Source organism: Nonomuraea sp. NPDC003754, from assembly GCF_053605785.1.
Window position 1 is genome coordinate 42,288 of record NZ_JBSGJX010000042.1, and the last position, 22,329, is coordinate 64,616.

Here is a 22,329-nt window from a genome sequence, read left to right on the forward strand (position 1 = left end):
TCTAGCGCTCCGCGATCAGTTCTGCCCTGAGCTGGTCGAGGACCTTGCGCAGAATGCGCGAGACGTGCATCTGCGAGATTCCGAACTCCGCCGCGATCTCGGCCTGCGTCATGTTGCCGAAGAAGCGCAGCAGCAGGATGTTCTTCTCCCTGGAGGGCAGGGCGTCGATGAGAGGCTTGACGGCCTGCTGGTCGACCAGGGTGTTGAGAGTGTCGTCGTCCTCCGGGATCACGTCCCCCAGGGAGGCGGCGTCGTCGTCGGCGCCCAGCGGGGCGTCCAGCGAGAGCGTGCTGTAGGCGGCGGAGGCGTCGAGGGTGAGCAGGACGTCCTCTTCCGAGATGTTCATCTTGGCGGCCAGTTCGGCCACCGTGGGAGCGCGGCCGAGATCCTGGCTGAGGTCGGAGACCAGCCTGTTGAGCTCGGAGCGGCGCTCCTGGTAGAGCCGGGGCACCCTGATCGCCCAGGTGCGGTCGCGGAAGTGCCGCTTGACCTCACCGGTCATCGTGACGACGGCGTAGCCCCTGAAGGCGTGGCCGAGGCCCGCGTCGAAGCCGTTGATGGCCTTCATGAGGCCCACGTAGGCGGCCTGCAGAAGGTCCTCCATCGGCTCGCCCCGGTAGCGGTAGCGTCTGGCGATCTCCATCGCGAGCGGCCGGTGCATCTCGACGACGCGCTCTCGCACCCTTTCGCGCAGCGAGTCAGGGGTGCCGTCCCTGACCATCTCGGCCAGGAGTTCCTCCGCGGTCATGTCGTCGAGGACGCGTTCCTGAACAGCCATTGGCGTCTGCTCCTCATATGGTCGCAGCCCGCCCCCGCACAGCGAAAAAGCCCAGGCAGAGGCGCGCCTCACGAGAGGTCGCTCGGAAGCCCTCTGCTGGACTTCGACTTCAGTTTTCCCCCTTTGGGATGGAGTATTCAACCCCTGGGCGGTGACAGTAGGGTTGCCCTGCCAGACAGGGGACGACGGAGGAGGCTTCGGGTGACGGTGTCGGAGAACGGTGAGTGGCCGAAGGCCGCCCTGAGTCTGACGTCGTCGATCGCCGGCGGACTGCCCGTGGTGGCCGTGGAGGGCGTGCTCGACGCCACGACGAGGGAGCAGTTCGCCGACCATCTGGCCGAGGTGGTGGCCGTCCACGGCCACGATCTCATCCTCGACCTTGCGGGGGTCACCTTCATGGACTCGCGCGCGCTCGGCCTGATCGTGCACCACTGGCAGGGGTGCACGTCGGCGGGTGGCAGGTTCGCGCTGGTGGGCGTGCGCTACTCGCCGTCGAAGGTGATGTGGATCACCGGGCTGGCGCAGCGGCTGCCGCTGTACGAGACGCTCGACGAAGCGCTCGCCGCGCTGAGCTGACCGGCACCTCCCGGCCGGCCTCGCGCCGGGCCGGCAGGTGCTCTCACCGCTCCAGGACCGGCGCCTCTCAGCGGGCCTTGCGCTGGTGCTCCTCCACCAGCAGCCGGGCCAGGTCGGCGACCTTGACCTGGTGGTGCTGGGAGACCCTCCGCAACTCCTCGAAGGCCGCCTCGGCGCCGCACCCGCTGGTCTTCATGATGATGCCCTTGGCCTGGTCGATGACGGACCGCCCGGCCATGGCCTCCTGCAGCTGGGCGGCGTCGGTGCGCATCTCGTCGAACTCCCACATGTTCGCCATCGCCACCCCGACCTGCTCGGACAGCATCTCCGACAGCGGCGCGGCGGCCTGCGCGGTGAAGGCGCCCGGCCGTACCGAGTACAGGCCCACCACCAGGAGCACGGGCTGGATCTCGATCGGCAGCACCAACGCCGAACGGACGCCCCACCGGGTGGCCAGGCCCGCGTAGCGCGCCCAGCGGCGGTCGCGCAGCACGTCGGCGACCACCACGCGGCGCCGCGTGCCCCGCGCCTCGATGGAGGGCCCCTCGCCGATCCGCCGTTCGCCCTCGACCAGCATGATGAGCTCGCTGTGGGACCCCGACACCAGCACCCGGTCGTCGCGCCACAGCTCGGCCGACCCTCCCGAGCAGCCGGGCACCCCCCGGGCCAGGGTCGTGGTCAGCCCGCGAAGTACGCTCTCACTCGAGGTGTCGTCGCCGACCCGGCCCAGCGCAGCCAGGTCGCGCGCCAGCACGGAGGTGATCATTCTCGCCATGGCGAATCCCTTCCCGATGAGCCTAGATTAAACAGGTGACCGAACCCATCGGCCTGGCCGCCCTCGAACACGCCCTCGATGAGCTCGGGGGGCGCGTCTCGTCGCTGCGCGCGGCCCGGTCCGCCTACCCGGGGGAGCTGGCGCAGACGCTCGACGCCGCGCTGGCCGAACTCGACACCGCCACCGAGCTGCTGGCCGCGGCCAAGGCGGAGCTGTCCGGCGCCGCCAGGAACAAGGCGGGCAAGGGCGCCTCCCAGCGGGAGCTGAAACTGCTGCGCCAGGTGTTCAGGGTGTTCCCCGTGCCGGTGATCGTGCTGGACGGCGGCGGCGTGATCAGGCGGATCAACGCCGAGACGGCCGCGCTGCTCGGCAGCCCCGACGGGTTCCTGATCGGCAGGTCGTTCCCGCTGCTGGTGGACGTGCCGCGGCGGGCGGCCTTCCGGTCCCATCTGACGGCGGTGCTGCAGACCGGGCAGTCGGCCGCGTTCGAGACCAGGCTGGCCCACCAGGGCCGCACCCACATCGCGCAGCTGGTGCTGACCAAACTGACGATGCCGGGCGAGCCGCAGCAGATGGTGGCGGCGGTGGCGCTGCCGACGCAGGTGCAGGTGTCCGAGCCCGGCACGCCCCGTCCCGAGCTGTCCGACGCGGCGCTGCTGATGACGGCCGCCAAGCGGCAGGAGCTGCTGGCGCGGATGACGTCGCTGCTGCTCGACGAGGAGAGCCTGCGGCTGCCCGTGGCCCTGTCACGGGCGGCGCGGCTGCTGGCCGAGGAGTGGGCCGACTGGGTGATCGGCGACGTCCTGCGCGACGACCTGCTGAGCAGGTCGGTGGTGCTGGGGCCGAAGGACCAGCCGGTGGCCGAGCTGGTACGGCTGGTCGAGCGGGCCGACCCGGCCGCCGGCCCGCTCGTGGCGCAGGTGCTCGACCAGGGCACCGGCGTGGTGCACGAGATGGTCGAGGACGAGTCGCTGCTCGGCTCGTCCGCCGACGGGCCGCTGCTGACCACGATGGGGGCCGGCTCCATGCTGTGCGTGCCGATCGGCGTGGAGGGGGCGGTCCGCGGGGTGCTCACACTGGTGCGCTCGCACGACCGCCAGCCGTACACGCTGGCCGACCTGGGGCTGGTGCAGGAGCTGGGCGCGCACCTGGGCATGGCGATGGCGGCCAGGGAGCGCTTCCGCGACCGCTCGCAGGCCGCCGACGCGCTGACGGCCAGCGTGGTGCCGCGCAACCTGCCGCAGATCCCGGGCTTCGAGGCGGCGGCGATCTACCACCAGGGCGCCTCGGTGGGAGCGGAGTTCTACGACGTGTTCCCCGTCAAGGACGGATGGGGGTTCTCGCTGGGCGGCGCGGTCGGCTCCGGTGAGGAGGCGGCCTCGGTCAGCGCGATGGTGCGCGGCGGGCTGCGCGTGCTGAGCGTGTGGGAGAGCGATCCCGACATCGCGGTGCGCAAGGTCAACGAGGCGCTGGTCGCGCAGCGCTCCGGCATGTTCGTCATGGCCGCGGCCGGCTACGTGAAGGGCAGGACGATCACCGTCAGCTCCGCCGGGCACCATCCGGCCGCGCTGGTGCAGCCGGACGGCGGGGTGCGCTTCGTCTCCGGCGGCGGCGTGCCGCTCGGCATCGCGGCCGAGGCCGAGACGGCGGTGGAGGAGATCACCCTGACGGCGGGCCAGACGCTGGTCTTCTACTCCGAGGGCCTGGTCTCCTCGCGCGGCGAGCACGGCGAGCCGTACGGGGAGGAGCGGCTGGCCGACGTGCTGGCCCGCAGCGTGCAGCAGCCGCCCTCGACCGTGGTGAAGTCCATCGAGCAGGACAGGCACGCCTTCTCCGGCGGGCGGGTGTGGGACGAGATCGTGGTGCTCGCGCTCCGCGTGGCGTGACCACCGCCCGGTTTGGGCCCCCCGAGCAGGTTTACTTTTCCCGGGCACCGGGGTAAGCCTAGAAGGAAGTGAGTGCCTAAGACGCAGGCACACCCCGCAGCTGTCACCTGCCCGAGGTGTGTCATGCATATCGCCATCGTCGCTTCCGACCAGCGGCGCACTCATATCCTCGCGGTGGCCCGCGAGCTGGGCCGCGAACACAGGGTGACGATCTTCTCCCGCCGCAGTGACGGCCAGGCGAAGCTCAGGACGAAGGTGTGCCATGGCGTCACCGTCGAGTCCATACCCGCGGGCCCGGCCCAGGATCTGCCCGCCGACGACGTGGTGCCGTTCCTGTCGGACGTGGGCGCGTACCTGATGCGCCGCTGGCTCGAGGAACGGCCCGACGTGATCCACGCCCACTCGTGGACCGGGGGGCTGGTGGCGGTGGCCGGGGCCAGCGGGCTGGGCGTGCCGGTCACGCAGACCTTCCACCACGACCTGGGCGTCGCCGTACCGCCGGCGCATCTCAGGCTGGAGCGTGTGCTCGGCCGGCGTGCCGACGCGGTCATCGCCGGCTGCGGCGACGAGGAGTCCGAGCTCATCAGGATGGGCGTCCCCCGCGACCACATCGCGGTCGTGCCCTGCGGGGTGGACGTGGACAGGTTCCGCCGCCAGGGCAGCGCGGCGGCCCGCGGCACCCGCAGGCGGTTGCTGCACGTCGGTCCCCTCTCCCCCGACCGGGGCGCGCACACCGTGGTGCGGGCGCTGGCCGCCGTCCCCGACGCCGAGCTGGTCCTGGCCGGCGGGCCGCCGGCCGAGGGGCTGGAGGAGGACCGCGAGGCCAGGCGGCTGCGCATGCTGGCCCGGCAGGCCGGCGTGGCCGAGCGGGTGAACGTGCTCGGCCGGGTGCCGAAGACGTCGGTGCCCAAGCTCATGCGCAGCGCCGACCTGGTCATGTCGCTGCCGCGCGAGGCGCCCGAGGGGACGGTCGCGCTGGAGGCCATGGCCTGCGGCGTCCCCGTCATCGCCTCTGCCGTGGGCGCGCACCTGGACGCCGTGGTCGACGGCGTCACGGGCCTGCTGGTGCCGCCGGACCGGCCCGCCCAGACCGCCAGGCTCATCCGCGAGCTGCTCGCCGACCCGACCAGGCGCACGGCGCTCGGCTACGCCGGCGCCGACCGGGCGCGGTCGCGCTACTCGTGGGAGCGCGTCAGCCAGGAGCTGCTCCGGGTGTACGAATCGCTGTGAGCCGCCCCGCGTCCCGCCCGCCGCTCCTCGGGCTGCGGCCGGCCGTCGGCGAGGGGCGCGGCACGGTCAAGGACGACGGCCACAAAACCGCGGAACACCGCGAGAGGGTCGAAAGCGCCGTTACCAAAGCGCAATCTGTGCTTTCCTGAGACTCATGTCGATTCCTGGTTATCTCGTGGCGGCGGCGCTCCTGGCGACGCCCGCCGCCACCACCGCGACCGAGCGGCCGCCGTTCGAGCAGGTCTTCACCGAAGGCTTCGACTCCCTGGACACCGGCAGGTGGATGGTCTACCACTCCCCCGGCGCCGAGACCAACCCCCGCACCGGCAAGGCCACGTCCGTCTCCGGCGGCGTGCTCAGGCTGAAGGGCGGCTTCTACGGCGGCAAGGACCTGTCGGGCGGGCTGGCCACGCGCTCGTCCCAGGAGTACGGCAGGTGGGAGGTCAGGTTCAAGGCCGAGGCCGGCGCCGGCTACACCCCGGTCGCGCTGCTGTGGCCCGACAGTCAGAGCGACGGCGACTACGCCGAGATCGACTTCGCCGAGATCGTCGACCCGCAGCGGCGCGGCGGCGGCATCTTCGTCCACGCGGGCCGCGAGCGGGCGCAGAAGCAGCTGCGCGCCGACTTCACCCAGTGGCACACGGTCGCCGTCGACTGGCTGCCGGGACGGCTGACGTTCTGGCTCGACGGCCGGAAGGTGTGGGACTACCGCGGCCCGCACGTGCCCGAGGGCAGGAAGATGGGACTGGCCCTGCAGAACGACGTCGTGTGCAACGAGTGGTCGCCGTGCAGGAACGCCGCCACCCCCGACACCGTGTCGATGTACGTCGACTGGGTGAAGGTCTACCGGTTCACCGGAGCAGCCTGACCGCCTTCAACCCCAGGTGGACGGCCAGCCGGTCGTCGCCGTCCGACAGGTCGAGCCCGGTCAGGCGTTCGGCCTTGCCCAGGCGGTAGTAGAGGGTCTGGCGGTGGATGCCCAGCTCCGCCGCCGCCTTCTGGGCGTGCCCGCCGAGATCGAGGTAGGTCTCGACGGTGTGGGCCAGCTCGGTGTCCAGCGGCGCGGTCTCGGCGGCCAGCTCGCGCAGGTCGGCGCCGCCGAGCCGGGCCAGCAGCCGGTGCACGCCGAGATCGGGCCAGCAGGCGACGGGATGGAAGCGCGGGAAGTGCTCGGCGATCCGCAGGGCGTGCCTGGCCTCGCGGAAGCTCTGCCAGGCGTCGGCCGGATCGGCCCGCGGCGCGCCCATGCCGGCGGCGGTGCCATACGCGGTCTGGAGGTTGCCCGCGATCTCGCCCGCCAGGTGCGCGGGGGCGAGCACGGCGACCGGCTGGCCCGCGCGGGCCAGCACGCCGCGCGGCAGCGTCCAGAGGGCGGCCACCCGCTCCTGCGACTCCCTGACGGCGATCGCGGTCACGGGACCGGCCAGGTCGAGGGCGGCTCCGGCCCGCTGCTCGGGGTCCGACGACAGCAGCGCGGCCAGCTCCCTGCCCAGGTCGTGGCGGCTGCGGGCCTCCTGGGCGAGCATGGCGGCCGCCCTGGACGTGAGCGGCCTGATGCGGGCCAGCTCGGCATCGCCGAGCGTGCCGAGCAGCCACAGGTAGCCGTAGGTCACCGACGTGTGCCGGAGCGGGACGCACACCCTGGCCAGGACGCCGAGCTCCCGGTCGGCGGGGATGCGGACGGGGCCCTCCGCCCTGGCGATGCCGAAGCGCTCGAAGTAGTCGCGGACCTCGCGGCTGGCGCGTCTGCGCAGGATGGACTCCTGGCGGACGGTGTCGATGTCGCCGTGCTGCGCGCCGTACGCCAGCAGCCGGAAGGAGCGGTCCTCCAGCGTCGCGGAGACCCCGAGAACGCGGGCGATCTCGTCGACGGTCTCCTGTAGGTCATCGGTGTTGTGCATTTGTATGACAGCCTGCCACAACCCGCGTTACGGACGTCAATGGGCCCCTCGTGAGCAGGGGTTTTAGCCTGGAAACATGCTGGGTCACGTACTTCTCGCCGGGTCGCGCAGCGCGCTCGTGCGCCGCACCGTGTCAGGGCTGCCGCCGACCAGGAAGGTCGTCGACCGGTTCGTCGCCGGCGAGAGCGTCGCCGAGGCGAGCTCCGCCGTGCAGCGCCTGGTGGACGGCGGGCTGACCGTCACCATCGACCACCTGGGCGAGGAGACCCGCGACGCGGGCGCCGCCGCCGCGACCGCGAAGGCCTACCTCACGCTGCTGGAGGCGCTGCGCCCGCTGGGCCTCGGCACGCGCGCCGAGGTGTCGGTGAAGCTGTCGGCCGTCGGCCAGGAGCTGAGCGACTCCATGGCGCTCGACCACGCCCGCGAGATCTGCGCGGCCGCCGCCGCCAACGGCTCCACGGTCACCCTCGACATGGAGGACCACACCACGGTCGACTCCACGCTGGGCATCCTGCGCGCGCTGCGCGAGGACTTCCCCTCCACCGGCGTCGCCGTCCAGGCCTACCTGTTCCGCAGCGAGGCCGACTGCCGCGACCTGGCCGTCGAGGGCAGCAGGGTGCGCCTGGTCAAGGGCGCCTACCGCGAGCCCGCCTCGGTCGCCCACCAGAGCAAGGCCGAGGTCGACAAGGCCTACGTGCGATGCCTGCGGATCCTCATGGCGGGGAAGGGTTACCCCATGGTGGCCACGCACGACGACCGGCTCATCGCCATCACCGAACTGCTCGCCGACAGGTTCTCCCGCGCCGTCGGCGACTACGAGTACCAGATGCTCTACGGCATCAGGACCGACAAGCAGGAGTCCCTCGCGGGCGCCGGCCACACGGTCCGCGTCTACGTCCCCTACGGCGACGACTGGTACGGCTACTTCATGCGCCGCCTGGCCGAGCGTCCCGCCAACGTCGCCTTCTTCCTTCGTGCCCTTGGGGGTAAGTGATCATGGATGCGATCAGCAACGTCCCGACGCCGGCCAACGAGCCGGTGTACGGCTACGCGCCCGGCAGCGCCGAGCGCACCACGCTGGAGAACCGCATCAAGGAACTGGCCGGGTCCTCGATCGACCTGACCATGACCATCGGCGGTGCGCAGCGGATGGGTGGCGGCGCGGCCCTCGACGTCGTGCAGCCGCACAACAAGACCGCCGTCCTGGGCCGTACCAACGACGCTACGGCTCAGGACGTGCAGGACGCCGTCGACGCGGCGCTGGCCGCGGCTCCCGCCTGGCGGGCGCTGTCGTTCGACGAGCGGGCCGCCATCTTCCTCAAGGCCGCCGACCTGCTCGCCGGGCCGTGGCGCGCCACGCTGAACGCGGCCACGATGCTCGGCCAGTCCAAGTCGGTGCAGCAGGCCGAGATCGACGCGGCCTGCGAGCTGATCGACTTCCTGCGCTTCAACGTCGCCTACGCCCGCCAGCTCTACACCGAGCAGCCGACCTCCTCGGCCGGGGTGTGGAACCGCATGGAGTACCGCCCGCTGGAGGGCTTCATCCTGGCGATCACGCCGTTCAACTTCACGGCCATCGCCGGCAACCTGCCGACCTCGGCCGCGCTCATGGGCAACGTCGTGGTGTGGAAGCCGTCGCCCACCCAGCAGTTCGCCGCGCACCACACGATGCGGCTGCTCGAGGCGGCCGGCCTGCCGCCGGGCGTCATCAACATGGTCACCGGCAACGGCCAGGCGGTCTCCGAGGTCGCCCTGGCCCACCCCGAGCTGGCCGGCATCCACTTCACCGGCTCCACCGCGACCTTCCAGCACCTGTGGGGCACGGTCGGCGCGAACATCGCCCGCTACCGCGGCTACCCGCGCCTGGTGGGCGAGACGGGCGGCAAGGACTTCGTGCTCGCGCACCCGTCGGCCGACCCGGGCGTGCTGTCGACCGCCCTCATCAGGGGCGCCTTCGAGTACCAGGGCCAGAAGTGCTCGGCGGCCTCGCGCGCCTACGTCCCGCGCTCCATCTGGTCGCGGATCAAGGACGACCTGGTGGCCACCGCCGAGTCGCTGACCGTGGGTGACGTGGCGGCCGACCTGTCCACGTTCATGGGCGCGGTCATCGACGACAGGGCCTTCGCCAAGCACAAGGCGGCGCTGGACCGGGCCAGGGCGACCGGCTCCATCGACGTGCTCACCGGCTCCTACGACGACAGCGTGGGCTACTTCGTCAAGCCCTCGATCCTGGTGTCGGACGACCCGACGGACGAGATCTTCGTCAAGGAGTACTTCGGGCCGATCCTCGGCGTGCACGTCTACGACGACTCGTCCTTCGACACGGTGCTCGACCAGATGGAGGCCGCCTCGCCGTACGCGCTGACGGGGTCGCTCATCGCGCAGGACCGCTACGCGATCGCGTCGGCGTCGGAGCGGCTGCGGTTCGCCGCGGGCAACTACTACATCAACGACAAGCCGACGGGCGCGGTCGTCGGGCAGCAGCCGTTCGGCGGGGCGCGGGCCTCGGGCACGAACGACAAGGCGGGCTCGATCTTCAACCTGATCCGGTGGGTGAACGCCCGCACGATCAAGGAGACGTTCGTGCCGCCGACCGACCACCGCTACCCACACATGGGCTGATATTTCCGCACACGCGGTGAGTTAGGGGATTCCTGCTCCCCTGACCAGCGCGCGCACCCACGCGCACCGCGTACCGGCGCCCCGGGTCCCCGCACGGGCCCGGGGCGCCGCCGTTTTCCAGGCCACGATTCCCCGCGGGGAATTGCCCGGCGGCAGGCCACCTCGGCAGGATCGCTTCCATGAGCGAAGTGATCGATCGGTTCAACGCTGCCTTCCAGACGCACGACGCGTCCGAGCTGGCCGACGTGGTGGCCGAGGACTGCGTCCTGGAGAACGTCGACGGCGCCACCTATTCCGGTCCAGGCGAGGCGCTGGGATTCTGGTCGGCGCTGGCCGCCGACCACGGCACCACCTGGACCGTCGAGGACGTCACCGGCGACGGCGAGCGGGCGACCATCCGCTGGCGCGCCAGGTCGGCCGACGGAACAGTGACCAGAGGCGTCAACCTCATGTGGCTCCGGGACGGCCGGATCGCCGAAGCCACCGGCTACGTCAAGATCTCCTAGGCAGGGTTACGGCATGCGCGCACACCGCCTGGACTCCGGCGGTGGCGGCAAGGGGGATCGGGCCGGGCGTGGTCCCCGTACGCGGCCCGCGGCAGCACGGGCTCGCTGCCCGGATCTTCGCCCGGCCCGAGCAGCAGGCGCGGCTTCACGCGTCAGGACCCGGTTGCCCTCGATCACGCGTGGCAACCGTCGTCCAGACGCCACCTGCGCCATCAGACCGGCCTGTCGCAGCGTGAGCTGGGCAGACTGTCGTCTACGACCACTCGCCACACCGTGCGTAGACGCGAAAACGCGTTGCCGTTGATGCTCTCGAAACGTATGGTTTTGCGCTCGTGATCACAGTGGTGGAGCGAGTCCTGCCTGCCCGGCTGGGGACCGGATTCCGATGGTTGCTGGCCTCGAGCTGGCTGACAAATCTCGGCGATGGGGTCGCGGCCGCGGCGGGCCCCCTGCTGATCGCGACGTTGACGCGCGACCCGCTGATGATTTCGCTGTCGGCCCTGGTGGGCTGGGCGCCGCCGCTGCTGTTCAGCCTGTACGCGGGCGTGCTGTCGGATCGGTACAACCGGCGCAGGATCGTGCTCGTCGCGAACGCGGTGCGGGCCGTGGTGCTGGCGGCGCTCGTCACGCTCATGGTGACTGGCACCGTGACCGTGGCGACGGCGCTGGTGGCGCTCACGCTCCGGTCCATCGCCGAGGTGTTCGCCGACAACGCGACGGCCACGCTGACTCCCATGATGGTCAGCAAGGACGATCTCGTCATCGCCAACGCCCGCCTGGGCACGGGGTTCATCACGCTCAATCAGCTCGCCGGGCCGCCGATCGGCGCGGCACTGTTCGGCCTGGGCTTGACCTGGCCGTTCGCGGGCCAGCTGCTCCTGGCGGTGGCGGGGATCGTCCTGGTCTCCCGGATCAGGTTGCCGCCACACGGCCGGCAGGCCGACGATCTCGTGCCTGACACCGCGCGGGAACTGATCGCCGGATTCAGCTGGACGATCCGCCACGCGGCGGTCCGCACGCTGGCGCTCACAATCCTGATCTTCAACTTCACGTTCGGCGCGGCCTGGTCGGTTCTCGTCCTCTACACCCAGGAGCAGCTCGGACTCGGCGCCCTGGGCTTCGGTCTGATGACCACCATCGGCGGGATCGGCGGCTTGATCGGCACCGGCCTCTACGGGGCCATCACCCGCAGGGTGAGCCTCGGCGCCCTGATGCGCATCGGGCTCATCATCGAAACGTTCACTCACCTGGGCTTGGCCCTGACCCATTCGCCGTGGGTCGCCGGGGGCATCTTCCTGGCCTTCGGCGCGCACGCGTTCATATGGGGCACGACCTCGGTCACCGTCCGCCAGCGCGCGGTCCCACCTGAACTGCAGGGCCGAGTGGGCAGCGTCAACACCGTCTGCGTCTACGCCGGGCTCGTGGTCGGCTCGTTGATCGGCGGTGTCCTGGCCACCCGCCTCGGTGTCGCGGCGCCCTTCTGGTTCGCCTTCGCCGGTTCCGCGGTGTTCGTGGTGCTGCTGTGGCGGCAGCTCATGCTCATCGCCCACGACGACTGAGATGTCCGGTGGATGTGAACGTTCGATCTGGTCGACGACACCGGCGATGCCTTCTTCCCTGGGAAAAGATCCTCACGGCGGGAGGCTCGACGTCCTCCCATCCCTACCCAGCCGGTAAAACCCGATAAGTGCACTGAAAGCGTCCTGCAAGGGACTTTTACTATCATCCGGCAAGATAAAGGGATATATCACCACAAAAGGCTGAAAGGGCACGGGGTAAGCGCACAGCATCGCCTCATCGCCGAACGCCACCTACGACTGCATCTCGAAGGCACTTCCATGGACACCATTTACCGCATCGCCGCGGCGGCCCGCCGCCGGCTCCAGCGAGCGGTCAACAGTGGCCACACCGACCTTGCGCCTTCAGCGATGTTCGATCTCGGCGTCTTGAAATCTGAGCGGGGCCGGGTGGCGGCGGCTCGCACCTGGTACCGCCGGGCGATCGACACCGGCCACGCCGACATCGCGCCTGCGGCGATGCTCAACCTGGGCGAGCTGGAACATGACCAGGGACGGGTGGACGAGGCCCGCGTCTGGTACCGCCGAGCGATCGACAGCGGCCATGCCGACCATGCGCCGAGAGCGATGTTCGACCTGGGCGAGTTGGAGGAGAACGAAGACGGGCGAACGGAAGAGGCCCGCACCTGGTACCGCCGGGCGATCGACACCGGCCACGCCGACTATGCGCCCGCGGCGATGCTCAACCTGGGCACCCTGGAAGATGAGCAGGGACGGGTGGAGGAAGCCCGCACCTGGTACCACCGGGCGATCGACACCGGCCACGCCGACATCGCGCCTGTGGCGATGCTCAACCTGGGCGAGTTCGAGGAGAACGAAGACGGGCGGGTGGAGGAGGCCCGCACCTGGTACCGCCGGGCGGCCGACACCGGCGACGCCCACATCGCGCCGAGGGCGATGCTCAACCTGGGCACCCTGGAAGATGAGCAGGGACGGGTGGAGGAGGCCCGCACCTGGTACCACCGGGCGACTGATACCGGCGACGCCGGCATCGCGCCGAGGGCCATGCTCAACCTGGGCACCTTGGAAGATGAGCAGGGGCGAGTGGAGGAAGCCCGCACCTGGTACCGCCGGGCGGCCGACACCGGCCACGCCGACTATGCGCCGTGGGCGATGTTCGACCTGGGCAAGTTGGAGTATGAGCAGGGGCGGGTGAAGGAGGCCCGCACCTGGTACCGCCGGGCGATCGACAGTGGGAACGAAGCAGTCCGAGCCTCTGTGCAAGAGCACCGACGCCGCGAGAAGCATCGTCGTTGAGCGCGCGGGAGGACACGTTCGGTGGTTGGCACGGCGGCCACCGCGGATCCGGCCCGGCCTTCGAGGAGTCAGGTGCAGAAACCGGCGGCAGGGATGATCGTGGAGGAGCACCGGCCCACCCGCCGCGGGCCTGACGCCAGACCGCCTGTCAGCCCCCGGTCACCGCGGTGACCAGGACCAGGACGAGGGTGACGACGGCGAGCAGGCCGTGCCCGGCCACGACGGGGACCGGGATGGCCCGCTCGGGCGGCGCCGCCGTGGCGGCGGCGCGGGCGCGGTACACCGGGATCCAGCGGGCGAGCATGACGAAGCCCAGCAGCGCGACCGGGAGCAGCACGATCAGCGCGATCCATGCCAGGGCCCCGCTGTCGAGCGCCAGGTAGAGGATCCAGAAGATCAGCCCGGTCGCGGCGAGCAGCATGTGACCGAAGATCACCGGCGTCGGGAAGCGGCTGGATGCCGCCTCCTTGCGGCGGAGCCCGCCGTGGGAGATCCACACGCCGAGCATGAAGAAGCCGCCCAGTGCGGTGAGCAACCAGGTGACGAGTGCGGCGACGGCCATGATCTGCCTCCCTGAGGTCAGGAACGGAAGCCTTCTGCTTGGGTGGTCTCGTCGGCGACCCGGACGCCGTAGCGGTAGGCCAGCATCCCGCCCAGGTAGCCCGACACCGACAGGACGGCCAGGCAGACCACCGACAGCGCGATCTGCCCGACGGGGACCGGCCCCGCGTGGTCGCCGGACCGCCAGGCCCAGGCCACGCCGTACGCGGCGGTGACGGCGAGGTTCAGCACCAGATGGACGCGGGCCGTGCGGAAGGCGGCGGTCCCGGGGGGAATGGCGAGGAAGTCCAGGAAGCCGAACATGGCCGCCGCCAGGGCGCCGATCACCCCGATCGCGATCAGCCACAGCGATCCGCGAACGAGGAAGCCGGCGTCGCCGACGACGTGCGAGGCCAGGTCGAAGACGAGGCTGGTCACCCAGGCGCCGATCGGCACGGTGACCAGGATCGGGTGCAGCGGATGCCCGTACGGACCGGCCATCATCGTGACGGGACGCTTGGCCTGATGCAGCTGATCGGACATTGGCACCACCTCCAATTTCACCAACAAGTCTTAGTCTTATTCCCGCGACGGTCAAGCACTTCGCGGTTTCGACCATCAGGGCGGGTGTTATTGTGTTCGGGTGACGCGGGACGCGGTGCAGGCCGTAGCGGCGCTCGGCGACGAGCTGAGGCGCCGCATGTACGAGTTCATCCGGCAATCACCGGTCCCGGTCACCCGGGACGAGGCCGCGCAGAACGCCGGCATCTCCCGCAAGCTCGCCGCCTTCCACCTGGACAAGCTGGTCGACGTGGGGTTGCTGTCCGCGGAGTACGGCAAGCCCGACGCGGTGCGCCGGGTGGGGCGGGCGCCCAAGGTCTACCGGCCCACCGACCTCGAGGTGCGGATCAGCATCCCGCAGCGCGAGCACGGCCTGCTCGCCGAGATCCTGATGGACGCGGTCCGGACGCAACGGCCGGAAGAGAGCGGGCCGCAGGCCGCCGTGCGCGTGGCGAGCCACCGCGGCCACGCCCTCGGCCACGCCGAACGCGAACGGCTCAAGCCGGGCCGTCTCGGCGCCGAACGCGCCCTCACCTACGTCGGGCACATGCTGGAAGGCCACGGCTTCGAACCCGTCCGCGTGACGCCGACCCGGATCCAGCTGAACAACTGCCCCTTCCACCCGCTGGCGGCCAAGGACCCCGACCTGGTCTGCGGCATCAACCACGCCTTCCTGGCCGCCTACTGCGACGGGCTCGGCGCCACCACGATCACGGCCGCCCTGGTCCCCCGGCCGGGCGCGTGCTGCGTCGAGCTCGGCACCACCGCCGCGTCACCTTGACGGCATGCACGACCGTGCTCGGCCTTGAACCGAGTCGAGGCGGACGACGGCGCACTACCATCGCGGAGGCATCTGGGCGGACCGCCTGCCCGCCGGCAAGAGCTGGATGGTCGGAAAGGGCTTCGGTCCCTCCTCGACTCACACGATCCGCTCCTCGCCTTCACGCCGGTCGTCGCCGGCGCCTCCCTGCCCGGGCCGTCCTGATGATGATGGCCGCTGTCGGCGCAACCGAGGCCGGACTGAGGTGCTCCCCGGCTACCCGCGATGTGTGGTGCCGCCGAGGACTTGCTCACGGAGGATGTCCGCGTGGCCGCAGTGCTGGGCCAGTTCACGCAGCATGTGGAGGTAGACCCAACGCAGCGGCAGCGGGCCCCGGCGGTTGCCGCGGAGGAGGTCGTCCAGCGTCAGCTCCGCCGTGGCCTGACGCGACGCCGCGCAGGCCTGCTGGTAGGCCCGCTGGACGGAGGCGATCGTGTCGCCGTCGTCGATGTCGAACGACTCGTCAGGCGAGTCGGGAATGCCGATCTCGGTGCGGGACCGGCACGTGATCGCCTCGTCGAACCAGACCTTCTCGACGAACGTGGCGTGCTTGACCAGGCCCAGCAACGTGGTCTTGGACGTGACCAGCGACCGGCGCGCCTGCTCCTCGGTCAACCCGGTCAAGCTGTCGTTCAGCGCGGACCGGTGCTCGTCGAGGAACGCCTCGAACTGATCGCGCAGTGCCGCGTGGAAGACGGCGGGCTCCAACGACGGGGGGACGACCATGACCGCCACGATAGCCTGCCGAGAACGACGTCAGGTCCTGTGCCGGCGCGGCCGCGCCTCGCTGGAATCGACCGCCGCCGAGGATCGTGGATCTGTGGATCAGGGTTGATCGTGTGGTTGGCGAACCGGCACTCTACCTACGTGACGGCATCTCCCGACCAACCGGAACCCGGCACCGAGCCTCCCAAGACGCCCCCCAAGGCGCCCGCCGCGACGTCTTCACCGGACGCGCCTGATTCCGAGAACGGGAAGCGACAGGTGGACACGAGCGGCGGCTGCACCATCGCGATCGCCGTCCTTGGCGCCTGGTGCGCGGCGGCCTTCGTGATGGCGATGTTGCTCTACGGGCTCGACGGGGAGTGGTCGATCTTCCTTCTGTACTTCTTCTCCGTCTTGCTGGGCGTCCCGCTCGTCATCTTCGCCGTCGTCACCGCGGTGCAGCGGATGGTACGCGCCCGCAGGCGTCGCGAAGAGCTGATCCTTCGCCGGAAGGACGTTCTCACGAACCGCATCGAGGTGCTCACCACGGTGGTCACGGAAGCCAAGGCGGTCTCCAACGAGCTGGAACTCTACCTCCAGGAACGGCTCGCCGCCCTTGACGCTCTCAGCGCCCAGGTGGAGGAGAAGGAACGCCTGGCCGCTCTCACTCCCGAACAGGTGAAGGCGCTGGAGAAAGCGCTGCAGCGGCAGTTCGTGGGCCAGAATCGATCCGGACTCGCTCAGCAAGCGGTTTTCCTGGTTCTGGCATTCGTCCTCGGCTTTGTCGTGAACTGGCTTTCCGATCCGGCCCTTGACTGGCTGGAAGGCCTCTGGACGAGCCTGCCCTGAGAGAAGCGCCGGGCCGGCCACCCGGTGATGCGGACCGCGCTCGTCAAGGATGTCTGACGCAATCTTGACGAGGCGCTGGGAGCGCGAGAGCACGGGACCGGGGATTTCCTCTCTAGAACCCTTTCGGGGTGAATATCCGCGGTCGGCGAGGTGGCGGCATGGGGTGTCTGTTCGCGGTGTTCGCGGGACTCTTCCCGCGGCTGGGGCTCTTCATCGTCTGGGTGGCGCGTCCCCTGCTGGTCGACGCGGCGTTCCACACCTGGATCTGGCCGCTGCTCGGGCTCATCTTCCTGCCGTTCGCTACCTTGATGTACGTCATCCTGTACACGCCCGGCATCGGGCTGCGGGGCTGGGAGTGGTTCTGGATCGTGCTGGCGGCCCTGCTGGACGTGTCCCACTGGGTGGGTACCATCACCCAGCGCCGCCAGCTCCTCGCCTACCGCAAGCCGTGATCCCCCCGCCGCCGGCATTCTCCCGGGAGGAACCGGCGGCCACGGGCCTCGCGTCCTGAGCACAGGCGCCGACGTGCGGCATGGCCGGCTACGGCAGGCCGCCGCCTGAGCCCTTGGGACCGCGGGCCGGCCGGGATGCCCGCCGCGCCTCGCGGAGGACGGTCGGCTCATGCAGGACGGTCGCGCGGAAGGTGTCCCAGTCGGCTTCCAGGGCGGCCAGGCGGGTGTCGCGCCACGCGCCGGGCGCGGCCTCGCGGTGGATACGCCGTTCGCGGGCGAGCAACATCCCCCGGTTGACAGTGAACGCCGCCCTCGCGACCGGGTCGGCTCCCACCCGGCCGACGACAAGGTCGCGGGCCCCGGGCACGTCCCGCAGCAGCACCCACAGCAATGCCAGGTCGCGGCCGGGCAGGAAGAGACCGGCGAACTCCCAGTCGAGAAACGAAACCGGGGCGCCGGGGTCGCCGGTGAGCCAGATGTTGGCGGGCAGGACGTCACCGTGGGCGAAGCGGCGTTCGGGACCGGCTTCCGCAAGCAGAGCCGCCAGGGCCCGGTGGACGGCGGCGTCGAGGAGCCCGTCGTGGTGGTAGCGGTCCAGCCGATCGGCAGCGTCCCGGCCCTCCCCCCGGAGAGGCGCCGGCGGGCCCCACCGGGTGAGCGCGTCGACGGCGTCCAGGACGGCGGAAAGGTCGCCGACGGCAAGCGGCCCGCGCGGATACCGGTCGGCGTGCAGCGGACGGCCGGACAGCCGCTCGGTGATGAGCACCCCCGTCTCCGCGTCGGCCGCCACCAGGCGCGGCGCCCGGACCGGCGGCGGCGACGTGGTGAACGCCCGGTAGACGTGGACCTCGCGGGTGAACATCGCCCGCCAGAACGGCGCCCGGTCGAGCAACAGCTTGGCGACGACCGGCTGCCTCCCGCAGGTGCCGGCCAGGAGCACCGACTTGCCGGTGATGTGCAGCAGCTCGCCCGGGGAGAACGCGGGCCACAGGCGGCGCGCAGCCCGCACGGCAGCGTCGCGGACAGCCGGCACGGTGGCGGTGTGGTCGGCCTCGGATGTCATCGGCTCTTCCCCTCGGGAGCCGGGCGTCTCACCGGACAGGGCGGCGGTGCCGTGCGGGCCCTCGGTGGTGGGCCCTCGGCCGCAACCTACCCGCTGAACCGGACGGGTGTCGCCCGGGAAAAGCTGTTGACGCGTGGCGTCGCCGGGCGGTCTTCTGCTCGGATGGCCACGATGCACGCCGACGAACTCCACACCGACGCCGACCTGGTCCGGCGGCTGGTCCGGGAGCAGTTCCCGCAGTGGGCGCACCTGCCGGTCGAGCGGCTGGCCTCCGGCGGGACCGTCAACGCGGTCTACCGCCTGGGCACCGGGTTCACCGTCCGCCTGCCCCTGACGCCGGGCGGCGTCAGGTCCCTGGAGCGGGAAGCGCGCTGGCTGCCCGAGCTCGCGCCGGTCCTGCCCGTTCCGATTCCCGCCGTGGCGGGGACGGGCCGGCCCGCCGAGGGCTTCCCTCTGCCGTGGGCGGTGCACCGGTGGATCGACGGCGAGAATCCGGTCGAGGGCCGGGTCGGCGAGGCCGAGGCCGAGGTCCTGGCCCGTGACCTCGCCGGGTTCGTCCAGGCGCTGCACAAGGCCGACCTGGACGGCGGGCCGACCGCCTACCGAGGTGTCCCGCTGGCGACCGCCGACGCGGGCACACGCGCCGCGATCGAGGAACTGCGCCGCATCGACGAGCCGTTCGACGCCGACGCGGCCATCGCGGTGTGGAACGAGGCGCTGGCCGCGCCGGTGTGGACCGGCGCGCCCCGCTGGGTGCACTCCGACCTCATGCCCAGCAACCTGCTGGTCGCCCGGGGCAGGCTCGCCGCGGTGCTCGACTTCGCCGCCGTCGGGGTCGGCGGCCCCGCCTGCGACCTGATCCCCGCGTGGAACCTGCTGCCGTCCCCGGCCAGAAGCGTGTTCAGGGACGCCCTGGACGTCGACGACGCCACCTGGGCGCGCGGTCGCGGCTGGGCGCTGTCCATGGCCGTCATCCAGCTCCCGTACTACCGCGCGACGAACCCGGTCATCTCCGCCAACGCCCGCCACGTCATCCGCGAGACGCTCGCCGCCGCCGAGACGCCGTAGCGGGACCCGCGGTCAGGTCGCGTACAGGGCGGCCATGGCGCGGGCCGTCGCGACCAGCTTGTCCCTGAGGGCCGGGGGCTCCAGCACCTCGGCCTCCGCGCCCAGCTTGAGGAACTCGGTCTGCGCGTGGGTCAGCGACTCGATCGGGACGGTCGCGGTGACCCAGCCGTCCGCGCCCGTCACGCCGCTGGAGATCGCCTCGATCACGGCCGAGCTCATCACCTCGCCGGCCCGCTCGACGCCGGCGGGCGACAGCCGTACGACGGCGTGGCCCTGGACGAGACGGGCCCGGAAGTCCTTGAGGTGCGCGCGCCAGTGGGCGGCCAGGTCGAACCCCTCGGGCCGGTCGAAGGCGCGCTCGGTCACCCGCAGGTCGAGGATCTGGTTGACGCGGTAGGTGCGCAGGCTGTCGCCGCTGCGCGCGACGAGGTACCACTTGCCGGCCTTCAGAACCAGCCCGTACGGCTCCAGCGTCCGTTCCACCTCGTACGGCTCCCGCCAGCGCCGGTAGCGGACGTCGATGACGAGCTTGTTCCACACGGCGCCGGCCAGGGCGGGCAGGTGCGGCACCTGGTCGCCGTCGTGGTACCAGCCGGGCGCGTCGAGGTGGAAGTGCTCGCGCACGCACCGCGACCCCTCGCGCAGGTCGGGAGGGAGCGCCGCCTCGATCTTGAGCTCGGCCGCCGCGGCCAGGGCGCCGAGCCCGAGCTGGGCGGCCGGCCCTGGCAGCCCGGCCAGGAAGAGCGCCTGGGCCTCCTTCTCGGTCAGGCCGGTCAGCCTGGTGCGGTAGCCGTCGACGAGCCGGTAGCCGCCCTCGTGGCCGGCCTCGCCGTACAGAGGGACGCCGGAGGCGTGCAGCGCCTCGACGTCGCGGTAGACGGTGCGGACGCTGACGCCGAGTTCGTCGGCCAGCTGCTGCGCGGTCATCCTGCCGCGCGTCTGGAGCAGGAGGAGGGCCGAAAGCAGGCGGGAGGCGCGCATCCACTGACAATAGATGTCAGTGGGTGATCCTTATCGTCCAGGTCATGGCTTTCCTGGAGAAGAACCTGCGTTCCCTGCCGCCCGTCACGCTGGGCGGCAGGCCGTACAAGCGATATCACGTCGACCGCGAGGGGCACGAGATCGAGCCCGAGGTGGAGAAGGCGGCCTACGCGTACGTTCCGCGGCTGGTCCCCCCGTCCGCCGACGATTCGCCCGCGGGCTGGATCGTGCTGCACCGGGGCGGCGACAGCGGCGCCTACGTGCTGGTCTACACGTGGGTGTGGGACAACGTGCTCGAGATCCACACCGCGTGCGCGGGGCAGCCGGCCGTCGGCTGCCCCGACGAGGATCCGACGAACTTCATGACGCTGGAGCGGCCGTGGATCGGCTGCGTGTGGGAGCTGCCGCCGCTGGAGCACGAGCGCAGCGCCTTCGTCCGCCACATGCTGGCGCCCGAGGTCCCCGACCTGGACGGTTACCTGGCCGACGCCCTGCCGGCGGGTCCGGTGGGACTCTGACCCGCTCGCGAGGTCCGGCCGCGGCCCGAGCGCGGCCCAAGTCCGGCACGAACGCGGCCGGAGCGCGGCCGGAGCGCGGCACGAGTACGGCACGAGCGCGGCACGAGCACCGGCCGGAGCGCGGCCCGAGTCCGGCCTGAGTCCGGCCGGAGTGAAGGGCTCCGCGAGCCGTCGTAGGCTGTGCGTCATGACCGACAGCAGACCTCGCGGCAGGCGGCAGGCGGAGGCCGAGCGTAACGACCGGGCGCTGCTCCAGGCGGCGAGGGAGGTGCTGGCCGCCGACGGCGCGCACGCCTCCGTGGCCGCGATCGCCGCCCGCGCGGGTGTCGGGATCGGCAGCCTCTACCGGCGCTACCGCACCAAGGAGGAGCTCTTCCAGCGGCTGCTGGTGCTCTCCCTCGACCAGTGGATCGCGGCCGCGGAGCAGGGGCTGGCGGCCGACGACCCGTGGGAGGGGCTGGCCGGCTTCATCACCGCCTGCGTGGAGTTCGGCCAGGGCACGCTGAGCCCGGTCGCCGGCACGGTCGAGGGCACGCAGGAGATGCGGGTCAAGAACGACAGGGGTGACGAGCTGCTCGACGCGCTCGTCACCAGGGCCGGCGAGGCGGGGGCGCTGCGGCCCGGCGTGACCGCCGTCGACGTCTCCTTGCTGATCGAGCAGCTGGGCAGCTCTCCCCTGCTCGACCAGCTGCGCAAGCAGGGGCGCGGCGACATGCTCGCCGAGGCCGCCGCCGCCCGCGCCCGCCTGGTCGCCATCGCCGTGGACGGCCTGCGCGCCGTGCACGGCGAGCCGCTGCCCGGGCCGGCCCCGACCGGGAGGCTGTTCACCGAACGATGGCGCCGCCCGCCCACATCCGCCGAGGCGGGAACCGGCCAGCCGTCCGCCTGACCACCCGCATCCGCCGAGGCCGGAACAGGCGTCCGCCTGACCGCGCGCATCCGCCGAGGCGGGAACCGGCCGGCCGTCCGCCTGACCGCCCGCCGGATTCGCCGAGAAGGGAACCGACCGGCCCGCCGGCTCGCGTCGGGCGCCGGCGCGGTTACCGGTCAGCCGTCCGCCTGATCGCCGGACAGGCCCAGCGGGAAGGCGTCGAAGTGGACGATGACGCGCTCGCCGTCGTCACCGTCGTCGTCGTAGGAGTCGAGCAGCTCCTGCACCCGCCTGCCCAGCTCGGCCAGGTGCTCCCGGCTCAGTCGCAGGTGGCGCCGGGTGTGCGTGGCCGCCTCGATCCATTCGCGGGACGCGGTCCTCGACTCCTCGACCCAGCGGGCCAGCTCGGCGTGCCGCTGGCGTACCAGACCGGCCATGAGCACCTCGGCGGCCTCGGCCGTGTCGGGGTCCTTGCGGAACCTGTCGGTGTCGCTGGTGAAGCCGGCCGCGCGCCACCACCGCTCCTTGCCCCTGGCCTTCTCCGGCACCTCGACGACGAGCCCGTGCCGGGCCAGCTGCCGCAGGTGGTAGCTGGTCACGCCGGTGTTCTCCTCGATACGGCCGGCCAGCATGGTGGCGGTCGCCGCGCCGTACTCCTCGAGCAGTTCGTACAGCCGCATCCGGACCGGATGCGTGAACGCCTTCAGCGCCTGGGCGTCCATCTCTCTGACGGTCTTGCCTTCCACAGTGTGCAGCCTTATCTTTGCAAAGAAACCTGTGCACAACTTCCTAC

The 22,329-nt window shown here is 71.4% G+C and carries 24 protein-coding genes; 15 read left to right on the plus strand and 9 right to left on the minus strand.

Features of this window, described 5'->3' with window-relative positions:
- Position 1: 1 nt before the first annotated feature.
- Positions 2 to 778 carry a SigB/SigF/SigG family RNA polymerase sigma factor gene (locus tag ACWEVS_RS36815; protein ID WP_449920670.1) on the minus strand — a complete coding sequence of 259 codons (777 nt, stop codon included), beginning with the start codon at positions 776 to 778 and terminating at the stop codon, positions 2 to 4.
- A 201-nt stretch (positions 779 to 979) separates the two neighbouring features.
- On the opposite strand from ACWEVS_RS36815, the gene ACWEVS_RS36820 reads away from it, so the two are divergent.
- Positions 980 to 1,354, plus strand: a complete 375-nt coding sequence (locus tag ACWEVS_RS36820; RefSeq protein ID WP_354910772.1) for an STAS domain-containing protein — start codon at positions 980 to 982, stop codon at positions 1,352 to 1,354.
- Positions 1,355 to 1,421: 67 nt separating this feature from the next.
- On the opposite strand, the gene ACWEVS_RS36825 is transcribed toward ACWEVS_RS36820, so the two are convergent.
- Positions 1,422 to 2,129 (minus strand): GAF and ANTAR domain-containing protein, encoded by a 708-nt coding sequence (locus ACWEVS_RS36825; protein WP_354910770.1) that lies wholly within the window; start codon positions 2,127 to 2,129, stop codon positions 1,422 to 1,424.
- Positions 2,130 to 2,164: 35 nt separating this feature from the next.
- On the opposite strand from ACWEVS_RS36825, the gene ACWEVS_RS36830 reads away from it, so the two are divergent.
- From ACWEVS_RS36830 to ACWEVS_RS36840, 3 genes are all read left to right on the plus strand, one after another.
- Entirely contained in the window at positions 2,165 to 4,015 is a 1,851-nt protein-coding gene (locus ACWEVS_RS36830) for a SpoIIE family protein phosphatase (RefSeq protein WP_449920672.1), read from the plus strand.
- 123 nt (positions 4,016 to 4,138) lie between these two features.
- Complete coding sequence (locus ACWEVS_RS36835) at positions 4,139 to 5,245, plus strand: glycosyltransferase (protein WP_449920674.1); 1,107 nt, start codon at positions 4,139 to 4,141, stop codon at positions 5,243 to 5,245.
- Between the two features lie 154 nt (positions 5,246 to 5,399).
- Complete coding sequence (locus ACWEVS_RS36840) at positions 5,400 to 6,113, plus strand: glycoside hydrolase family 16 protein (protein ID WP_354910762.1); 714 nt, start codon at positions 5,400 to 5,402, stop codon at positions 6,111 to 6,113.
- Here ACWEVS_RS36840 and ACWEVS_RS36845 read toward each other — a convergent pair.
- Positions 6,097 to 7,146, minus strand: a complete 1,050-nt coding sequence (locus tag ACWEVS_RS36845; RefSeq protein WP_452555350.1) for a PucR family transcriptional regulator — start codon at positions 7,144 to 7,146, stop codon at positions 6,097 to 6,099. The genes ACWEVS_RS36840 and ACWEVS_RS36845 overlap by 17 nt on opposite strands.
- Before the next feature lie 76 nt (positions 7,147 to 7,222).
- Here ACWEVS_RS36845 and ACWEVS_RS36850 point away from each other — a divergent pair, with 76 nt between their 5' ends.
- From ACWEVS_RS36850 to ACWEVS_RS36870, 5 genes are all read left to right on the plus strand, one after another.
- Positions 7,223 to 8,140, plus strand: coding sequence for a proline dehydrogenase family protein (locus ACWEVS_RS36850; RefSeq protein WP_354910757.1), 918 nt, complete (start codon positions 7,223 to 7,225; stop codon positions 8,138 to 8,140).
- A 2-nt stretch (positions 8,141 to 8,142) separates the two neighbouring features.
- Positions 8,143 to 9,768 (plus strand): L-glutamate gamma-semialdehyde dehydrogenase, encoded by a 1,626-nt coding sequence (gene pruA, locus ACWEVS_RS36855; protein ID WP_449920680.1) that lies wholly within the window; start codon positions 8,143 to 8,145, stop codon positions 9,766 to 9,768.
- Between the two features lie 179 nt (positions 9,769 to 9,947).
- On the plus strand, positions 9,948 to 10,274 hold the full coding sequence (locus ACWEVS_RS36860) for a nuclear transport factor 2 family protein (protein ID WP_452555352.1): 327 nt from the start codon (positions 9,948 to 9,950) through the stop codon (positions 10,272 to 10,274).
- Between the two features lie 332 nt (positions 10,275 to 10,606).
- Complete coding sequence (locus ACWEVS_RS36865; protein ID WP_452415570.1) at positions 10,607 to 11,833, plus strand: MFS transporter; 1,227 nt, start codon at positions 10,607 to 10,609, stop codon at positions 11,831 to 11,833.
- Positions 11,834 to 12,112: 279 nt separating this feature from the next.
- Positions 12,113 to 13,108, plus strand: coding sequence for a tetratricopeptide repeat protein (locus tag ACWEVS_RS36870; protein ID WP_452555354.1), 996 nt, complete (start codon positions 12,113 to 12,115; stop codon positions 13,106 to 13,108).
- Between the two features lie 148 nt (positions 13,109 to 13,256).
- On the opposite strand, the gene ACWEVS_RS36875 is transcribed toward ACWEVS_RS36870, so the two are convergent.
- Together ACWEVS_RS36875 and ACWEVS_RS36880 are read right to left on the minus strand one after the other, a co-directional pair.
- Positions 13,257 to 13,670: a hypothetical protein gene (locus ACWEVS_RS36875; RefSeq protein WP_452415574.1), complete on the minus strand. Its 414-nt coding sequence runs from the start codon at positions 13,668 to 13,670 to the stop codon at positions 13,257 to 13,259.
- 17 nt (positions 13,671 to 13,687) lie between these two features.
- Complete coding sequence (locus tag ACWEVS_RS36880) at positions 13,688 to 14,191, minus strand: DUF2231 domain-containing protein (protein WP_452555356.1); 504 nt, start codon at positions 14,189 to 14,191, stop codon at positions 13,688 to 13,690.
- Positions 14,192 to 14,291: 100 nt separating this feature from the next.
- On the opposite strand from ACWEVS_RS36880, the gene ACWEVS_RS36885 reads away from it, so the two are divergent.
- On the plus strand, positions 14,292 to 14,990 hold the full coding sequence (locus tag ACWEVS_RS36885; RefSeq protein WP_449920694.1) for a helix-turn-helix transcriptional regulator: 699 nt from the start codon (positions 14,292 to 14,294) through the stop codon (positions 14,988 to 14,990).
- A 255-nt stretch (positions 14,991 to 15,245) separates the two neighbouring features.
- On the opposite strand, the gene ACWEVS_RS36890 is transcribed toward ACWEVS_RS36885, so the two are convergent.
- A complete protein-coding gene (locus ACWEVS_RS36890; protein ID WP_452555358.1) occupies positions 15,246 to 15,755 on the minus strand; it encodes a DinB family protein in 510 nt (169 codons plus the stop codon).
- Between the two features lie 141 nt (positions 15,756 to 15,896).
- On the opposite strand from ACWEVS_RS36890, the gene ACWEVS_RS36895 reads away from it, so the two are divergent.
- Together ACWEVS_RS36895 and ACWEVS_RS36900 are read left to right on the plus strand one after the other, a co-directional pair.
- Entirely contained in the window at positions 15,897 to 16,583 is a 687-nt protein-coding gene (locus ACWEVS_RS36895; RefSeq protein WP_452555360.1) for a hypothetical protein, read from the plus strand.
- A gap of 158 nt (positions 16,584 to 16,741) precedes the next feature.
- Positions 16,742 to 17,035: a hypothetical protein gene (locus ACWEVS_RS36900; RefSeq protein ID WP_449920702.1), complete on the plus strand. Its 294-nt coding sequence runs from the start codon at positions 16,742 to 16,744 to the stop codon at positions 17,033 to 17,035.
- Between the two features lie 88 nt (positions 17,036 to 17,123).
- Here the strand turns inward: ACWEVS_RS36900 and ACWEVS_RS36905 are convergent, their stop codons facing one another.
- Positions 17,124 to 18,098, minus strand: coding sequence for a hypothetical protein (locus ACWEVS_RS36905; protein ID WP_452555362.1), 975 nt, complete (start codon positions 18,096 to 18,098; stop codon positions 17,124 to 17,126).
- A 162-nt stretch (positions 18,099 to 18,260) separates the two neighbouring features.
- On the opposite strand from ACWEVS_RS36905, the gene ACWEVS_RS36910 reads away from it, so the two are divergent.
- A complete protein-coding gene (locus ACWEVS_RS36910; protein WP_452555364.1) occupies positions 18,261 to 19,166 on the plus strand; it encodes an aminoglycoside phosphotransferase family protein in 906 nt (301 codons plus the stop codon).
- A gap of 12 nt (positions 19,167 to 19,178) precedes the next feature.
- Here ACWEVS_RS36910 and ACWEVS_RS36915 read toward each other — a convergent pair whose 3' ends face one another.
- The gene (locus ACWEVS_RS36915; RefSeq protein WP_452555366.1) at positions 19,179 to 20,147 is read right to left on the minus strand and encodes a helix-turn-helix transcriptional regulator; all 969 of its coding nucleotides are present in this window, start codon (positions 20,145 to 20,147) and stop codon (positions 19,179 to 19,181) included.
- 44 nt (positions 20,148 to 20,191) lie between these two features.
- Between ACWEVS_RS36915 and ACWEVS_RS36920 the strand changes: the two genes are divergently transcribed.
- Both ACWEVS_RS36920 and ACWEVS_RS36925 read left to right on the plus strand, forming a co-directional pair.
- Positions 20,192 to 20,665 carry a hypothetical protein gene (locus tag ACWEVS_RS36920; RefSeq protein ID WP_449920709.1) on the plus strand — a complete coding sequence of 158 codons (474 nt, stop codon included), beginning with the start codon at positions 20,192 to 20,194 and terminating at the stop codon, positions 20,663 to 20,665.
- Positions 20,666 to 20,852: 187 nt separating this feature from the next.
- Entirely contained in the window at positions 20,853 to 21,554 is a 702-nt protein-coding gene (locus ACWEVS_RS36925) for a TetR/AcrR family transcriptional regulator (protein ID WP_452555368.1), read from the plus strand.
- A gap of 158 nt (positions 21,555 to 21,712) precedes the next feature.
- Here the strand turns inward: ACWEVS_RS36925 and ACWEVS_RS36930 are convergent, their stop codons facing one another.
- Positions 21,713 to 22,282 (minus strand): helix-turn-helix domain-containing protein, encoded by a 570-nt coding sequence (locus tag ACWEVS_RS36930; RefSeq protein ID WP_452555370.1) that lies wholly within the window; start codon positions 22,280 to 22,282, stop codon positions 21,713 to 21,715.
- Between the last annotated feature and the right edge of the window lie 47 nt (positions 22,283 to 22,329).